The organism is Chitinophagaceae bacterium, from assembly GCA_007695095.1.
GTDB lineage: Bacteria > Bacteroidota > Bacteroidia > Chitinophagales > REEL01 > REEL01.
On record REEL01000061.1, the window covers coordinates 1 to 7,374 of the forward strand.

The 7,374-nt window shown below is 34.2% G+C and carries 5 protein-coding genes; 1 reads left to right on the forward strand and 4 read right to left on the reverse strand.

What is annotated here, in order from left to right:
* Positions 1 to 389 precede the first annotated feature (389 nt).
* Both EA412_01680 and EA412_01685 read right to left on the reverse strand, forming a co-directional pair.
* On the reverse strand, positions 390 to 2,936 hold the full coding sequence (locus EA412_01680; protein ID TVR82291.1) for a hypothetical protein: 2,547 nt from the start codon (positions 2,934 to 2,936) through the stop codon (positions 390 to 392).
* A 200-nt stretch (positions 2,937 to 3,136) separates the two neighbouring features.
* On the reverse strand, positions 3,137 to 3,430 hold the full coding sequence (locus tag EA412_01685) for a hypothetical protein (protein ID TVR82292.1): 294 nt from the start codon (positions 3,428 to 3,430) through the stop codon (positions 3,137 to 3,139).
* A 281-nt stretch (positions 3,431 to 3,711) separates the two neighbouring features.
* On the opposite strand from EA412_01685, the gene EA412_01690 reads away from it, so the two are divergent.
* On the forward strand, positions 3,712 to 5,289 hold the full coding sequence (locus tag EA412_01690) for a hypothetical protein (GenBank protein ID TVR82293.1): 1,578 nt from the start codon (positions 3,712 to 3,714) through the stop codon (positions 5,287 to 5,289).
* On the opposite strand, the gene lepB is transcribed toward EA412_01690, so the two are convergent.
* Positions 5,290 to 5,784, reverse strand: a complete 495-nt coding sequence (gene lepB, locus EA412_01695) for a signal peptidase I (protein TVR82294.1) — start codon at positions 5,782 to 5,784, stop codon at positions 5,290 to 5,292.
* 93 nt (positions 5,785 to 5,877) lie between these two features.
* Positions 5,878 to 6,996, reverse strand: coding sequence for a hypothetical protein (locus EA412_01700; GenBank protein TVR82295.1), 1,119 nt, complete (start codon positions 6,994 to 6,996; stop codon positions 5,878 to 5,880).
* Positions 6,997 to 7,374: the final 378 nt, after the last annotated feature.

Here is a 7,374-nt window from a genome sequence, read left to right on the forward strand (position 1 = left end):
TTACCGTCATTATGAGCGCGACTACCGTAAATATTGGATTTTGTATATGATCCAAAGTCGCGTGTAATAATCTCCTGAATAGAAAGAGCTGGAAATGGAAAAATTATGATGGAAAATATGCTTCGTAAGACCCAAGAAGACCAAGACCCATGGGAGAAAGTAGGCAGGAGGCAGCAGCAGTAGGCAGTGTAGTAAGATCCAAGAAAAATGGAATAATTATGATGTCAAATGGAAAATGTGCTGCGAAGTCCCCAAAATTCATAATTTATAATTCAACATTCATAATTTTTTACCCAATCCCTCATGGGCCGATTTACAGCACATAAGGCTTTGACTTCTGTATTTTGGATAAACTCTGTGCAGTAAGCCCATAAAAAAAAGCTAAAAAACTACCTCACTAAAGTAACACTACCATAAAATCTTTCTGACCTGCCATCTTGTAAAATCACTGTTGCCATATAAATATAAACTCCGGGAGTCATATCCCTACCATTGTAAGTACCGTCCCAAGCAGCATTAACATCCTCTGATTTAAAAATCATATCTCCCCAGCGGTTAAATATACGCAAGGTTAAATCAGTAATTCCTACTCCGTAAACTTCAAAAACATCATTTACCCCATCTCCATTCGGACTAAAAGCATTTGGAATATATACAGAACCCTGAATTACAACTTCAAGTGCAAATGTATCCGTAGCGGTACAACCGTTTTCATCAGTATATAAAACTATAAACTCTGTGTCTTCTTCAGGAAAAGCAATTGGATCCGAACAATCTGTACAACTTAGAATATCTTGTGGCAGCCAGGTATAAGTACCCGGACCTGCATCCGTAATTACGTTTGTTACAAAAGGAACCTCAGTACCTGCATCGACGGTGTTTCCTAAAATGTTTGTATTGGGGTCAATCTCAATATCAATGGAAACCGGCACCGGTTCCATAACTAATATTTCTGCTGTTTCTTCACACCCGTTTTCATCTGTTATTGTCAGATTATATGTCCCGGCAGCAAGGTTTATTTGTAGTGAATCATTGCTGAGTTCCGGTGACCAATCATAAGTAAATTCACCTACCCCGCCTGAAGGCGAAGCAACTATTTCACCGGTATTTTCACCATAACATAAAACATTAGTAACATCAACATCCAAAGTCAGCATTTGAGGCTCCAGCAACTCTATCGTATCATTTACTTCACATGCATTTTCATCCATTACTGAAATAATATAAATTCCGGCACTTAAACTATCAAATGTACTATCTTGATGATAAGTCAAACCATCATCTATGCTATAAGATAGAGGATCCGTCCCACCACTTGCATTAATACTTATAGCGCCACTGTTATCATTAAAGCAATTTAAATCGTTAGCTGTAACATTCAAAGTGAGAACATCCGGTTCTATAACCTCAATTGAATCTGTTGCTAAACAACCATTCACATCTTCTATAGTAAATGTATAAACACCACTTCCCAAATTTGAAAATAAACTATCTTGCTGTGTACCTGAAGAAGGAGAAATATCATATGTAAAAGGCGCTTCCCCTCCTATAACATCTATCAAAACTTCTGCATCTTCTTCCCCAAAACAACTGATAGGACTTAATAAACTTATATCTAAATCAATTTCGCCAATTTCAAGTGTTACCACTGTCGGAGGACTTACACAACCAACCGTATCACTTTGGGTTAGGTAATAGGTATATATCCCCATATCTGTTTCTCCGGTTGCAAATGTATTTCCTGTATTTACTATTGAACCCTGGGCTAAGGTAGAATCTGAATACCAGATAATATTGTCTCCTTGGGCTATTAAATCCGGAACTGTAACCCCCATACATACAAATTCATCCTCTGCAAGTGGTGGAGACGGAATTTCTATAATGCTTAGTATTGCCGTATCAGCAGGACTTTCACAAATGCCTAAACTATCTGTTGCCGTAACGTAATATGTATAATCTCCCGGTATAGAAACGGGAGGCATAAAAGTTTCCCCCTGATGGATTAATGCGGTAGAGTCTAAATCCGGATTAGTATACCAATTATATGTAAAGCCGGTTCCTGTAGCAGTTAATGCCGGTATTGAGTCACCCTCACAAACCTGCGCACCAAAAGCTTCTACTAATGGCAAGTCAGGAGAAAAAAGTTCTACCGTATCTAATGTATAACAGCCGGTAGTATCTTCCACCTTAATTTCATAAACACCTGCAGATAAACCGGTAAAAATATTGCTTATTTGCGGAGTATCATTATTTAAGGAATAGGTATATGGTTGATTTAATCCGGAAGCATTTACCAATATTTCACCATCACTATTGCTACAACTCGGATTAGTTGTTAAAATACTATCAATCTCAGGGTTTGAAAGACAAGCATCATAATAAACTGTACCATTAAATTGTCTGGACACAAAATTAGTAGAGAAAGGCCATGCCTTACCGGTACCGTCAAGCACTTCAATATTTGCATCTGCAGCTATTACATTTCCCACTCCAAAGCCATCAGTATATTCAATACCTCCACCGGGAGTATTAGTCCTGTTACAGGTAATATAAAAAGCTGCTGATTCTCCGGCATCAATACTCACATTTATAGGTATAGGAATATAAGTTGGTACATTTGTTCCGTTTGAAGTGACGGAAACAGGTCCTCCTATAAGTGTCCATGCGGCCTGATTTCCTTCAAAACCAACATGCGTACCTTCCTTATAATATATTTGGTAGTCATGCGTACCGGTGTACAAGTTTACATCAAAGCATAAAATCGTAACATCTTCCAGTGCATTAATATCAAACATTACACCTGCTTGCCCATTATTTTCATTATAAAGTGTAACCAAATTGCTTTGAGCCGGACAAGAAGCTTGACTTTCAAATCCAATTATCAGGTATACTAATAAAAAAAACGAGCTTTTATTGAAAAATCTTTTTTGTAACATATCACTAAAGTTCTAAAAGGTTTAATGGTTAATACTTTGAGTAAAACAAATTTAACTACAGACTATAAACAAGCTCAAATATACGAAAATAAAGGGCTTTAGAAAAAAGGAGCATAAACTATATAATAGCTGCTGACATACTATTAATAATGCATTAAATTGAATTTAATAACACCCGACATTCATTTTTAAAGTGATTTTTAGGGGGCGCAGTTAACATTTTGCCGGTAACCATCAATAAAAATTTGCAGGCAATTACAATCTGTATTAAATGTCCACAGAGATTGTTCAGGGCCTTGAATATCATCTCTTTGCTGCTCTGTCATTCTAGGAAATAAAAACCCCTTCTCAGTAGATTCAACATCTAAAATTGATGATGCGTGTGAAAAAGTTCCGTCTGAATTAATAGAAATTCCTTGTTGCTGGGCATACAAGCCGGATTGACCAAAAATCAGTACGAACAATATTAATAAAAAAACGTTTAGATTGGTCATAAACTTAATTGTAAAAAAGCTTTTTAAAAATTTTTAAAGTTGAATGTAAAATACGACATTCTTATCTGCTACTTTATAACTTGTCAGGCAATATAAATTTTATTATTACATAGATAAGCCATATAAAAACATCTAAGGTAAACAAATTCAAGCCTTTCTGAACTTTTTTAATGTTTTTTTAAGCATTATCGTTCAAAAAAGTATATATTAGCAATCCCAAGCAAAAAACGCAATTGTTTTATTCTATTAAATTGACAAATTTTCATTAATTGCTTTAAAATATGGTTTCATCTCCTGATTTACACAGCTTAATCCTTGCACTAAATCGTGCTGAAAAAAGGTTTTTAATGATCTTTTTAAAAAATCATGCTTATAAAGAATATGATGCTTATACATATTTGATTGAGATAATGTCAAAACAAAAAATCTATGATGAATCCTTAATTAAAGAACAGCTTTTAAATAAAAATTTCAAAAAAACGCTCCGTCATTTTGCGGTTATAAAAAAAAGACTCTATGATGTTACATTAAAAAGTTTGAGAAGTTATGCCGCTGATTCCAGTATTGAAAATATTTTACTAAACAATATTCTGGATGTTAAAAACCTTTACGAAAAAGGACTATTTGAACAATGCGAGAAACAGATTCTAAAAACCAAAAAAATCGGCTATAAATATCAGCGATTTAATGAATTGTGTAGTCTAATCCGCTATGAAAAGCTGATTTTAGAAAACAAATCTTACTCTAGCAACTCTCTTAAAGCGTATGAGGAAATAAAGTGTGAAGAAAAAGAACTATTAGAAAAACAAATGGAGATAAATCATCAATGGGAGCTGGTACATAAAACCGAATATTACAGATATAAAGAAGGCTTTGCCCGAACAGAGAATGATTATAAAGAGTTACAATTATTAATAGAAAATGAAATAGCAAACAAAAAAGACTACTCTGATAACTATAAGGCTGCTGCTCATTTAAATCTCTCTCTATTGAATTATTATGCCAGTATTAATGATGTTCAAAGTTGTTTAAAAAAAATAGACGAGGGCAGAAAGTTAATGGAAGATAATATGGATATTATTCTTGAAGATCCTATCCCATACCTATATAAACAATATGATTATATCTGGACAGCCAGATTACTTAACAGAGATGAGAAAGAAGTAGATGAGGCACTGAAAAAAATTGACGAGCATGTCAAAAAGCTTAGTCCGGAAATTTATGAGAAACATAAACCTAAAATAAAAAAACTACATTTTTCCTTTCTAATAAATAACTTGATTACAAAGGGGGATTTCAAAAATGCCTGTGAGTATGCAGAAAAATATGCAGCCTATAGAGAAGAAAATAATATCAGTATGACCAATCGGGAATGGGCTGCTTATCAAAAAAATATGATGATATCCTCTTTTGGTAATAAAAAATATGACAAAACTTTAGATGTAATTGATAAATTACTAAAAAAAAGAGATTCACTGCGTATTGACATCTTCTCATTAACCCTGATTATTGAGCTGATTACACACTATGAATTAAAAAATTTCAGACTGATAGAGCATAAAGTTAAATCAGCTTACCGTTATTTGAGCCAGCGAAATAAACTACATAAGTTTGAAAGTATAATGCTTAAGTATGTTAAAGATATGATTAAGAAAAACTATACCGAAAATAATATCACTACCTATTTTAAAAATCTGAAAAAAGATTTACTGGAGTTGAAGGCAGATGCATTTGAGTTCCGATACTTAGAAAATTTTGATCTTATTTCCTGGTTAGATGCTAAAATTGAAAAGAAAGATTTTGCACAATTAGTACAAAAACGATTTAATCAAAGAGCAAAAAAAGCTTCTAAAAATTAATTACTTAAAAAAGACCTTACCTATAAGGTTCCTCTGACTGACCCAACCAAAACTTCCGCTGTCGAGAGTATTACTTTTTGAGCCAAGTAATAAAAATGCACGGGCCGGTATAATTTGATTGTGCCGGTTTATATATAAATTTAGCATTGTCATTGCCTGTGAGTCCGGTTTATAAAAATTCCCGCTTGCCGTTTTAATTGCCTCTCCATTAATATGTAAAATACCGTTTTTTAATTGAATACTGTCCCCCGGCAAACCTTTCACAGATTTTATTAACGGAATATCGCTGCCGGCATAGTCATACAAAACGATATCATCTCTTTCTACAGGATTGCATTTATAAAAACCTTTGGCTAACAATACCTTCTCCCCCTCTTCCACTATACCACTCATCGACTGACCGCTTACTCTATACGTCTCAAAAGCCTCTATACAATCAGGATTAGTCGCATAACCTGCTGAATGCAGCATAAAGAAGAAAATAAGCCATCTCATATTTTTATATTTTTTTAAAAAAGAGATTGCCAAATTACTAAAAAAAATGCTTAATAATCCGGCAATCTACTTTCAAACCCAATTTAGATTTCTTTAGCGTACACAACGGGCATGGAGACCTTCTCCATCGCCGTGAGTGAAAATAAGTTCATAACCATGTATTATAAATGTACCACTACCTAAATAGTGATTACTCGTCTGCTGCATTTCAAAATCTATACTTTCTACTGGTCCAAACATCCAGGCATCATTTATATCCAATGGATTAAACTCATACCTAGTCGTTGTTGAAGCAGAAGTAAGGTACTCAGGGGAGGTAAATGAGGTTCCATCTGCAAAATTTATTATAAATCTTTGTCTTAAATCACCTGGATTACAACAACTTCCAACAATTGAACCTCTGAAGTTTCTAAATTCCAATTTTGTAAAAACAAATGCATCTCCTCCCATCGTAGGCTCAATTGTTCCGATATTAGTCCAAGTTGGCAAATTAATTTGACCGGTAAATGACTGGGAAAAAGATGTATATCTCGTAAACGAACCATCATTTCTCCATTTCCCATCACTTAATCTGGCTGTTACATAATTTTGATTAATTGGTACAGGAACTTTTGTGTCAGACTTATCCTTCGTCCACAAATAATCACTATCTGTTGATGAGCCGAAGAAATAGGCTATTTCATCAAAAGTTGGCAGTCTCCAGTCTTCATGATTGTTTTCATTCAGATTTTCGCAGTATTCTACAGCTTCAGCTAATGTCAGCTCAGCGGCAGATTTATCACTGATTGCCTGTGGTTTTGCAGAACCACCGCCGGCAGCTGCTACTGCTGCATCTACATATTCTTTATTCGCTGCATCAGCATTATCTACCGGTAATGCCAGATTCGTAATTGCCTGCTCATTCATATCTAAATCCATCATGGCAGGGCTGCTGAAAAGTGTTATCCACTGTGGGCTTGATTCATCACCCGCATTGTAATAAAATACACTGTCTGCAGGAGAAAAAATCACCAAACCCTTTGCCGGGTCACTAATTGATAATGTATCATTCACTCTGGGTATCAGTACCCCTTTGTTAGGAAAATCTACATCCAAAGCTGCTGATGGGTGGGGAGTCCCACCGACATCATTTATGCCTACACCTCCGGATTGTGCATACGTAAAAGAAACTGTTACAAACAATGCAAAAAGTAAAATTTTAATCGTTTTCATGTTTTTCAATTTTTTTTTAAATAATTAGTTTAGATTGTCACTATGTATAAAACATAGCATATAAGTGATATATAATTGTTGTTTCTGTATGCAAGTTAAAAATAGATTTTGACTTTTTCTGAGAGAAAAATGGATGCTTCTTACATAAATTTAATGTTAATTTAATTGCTTATTTTTTAATGTACATATGTAATAAACTGCTTTTTAACACCTCTACATTACATCAAGTAAGATTGATTAAATTTTAGTCTGTTTTTTCTTTCTTATAAATAAGACAGTTCACTATGATTTTTCAAATAGAATTAACCTATTGTTGATGAAAAGCAAAAGACCCAAGAGCCTAAATCCCAAAAAAATAGAAAATGTGTGTCTCACTAT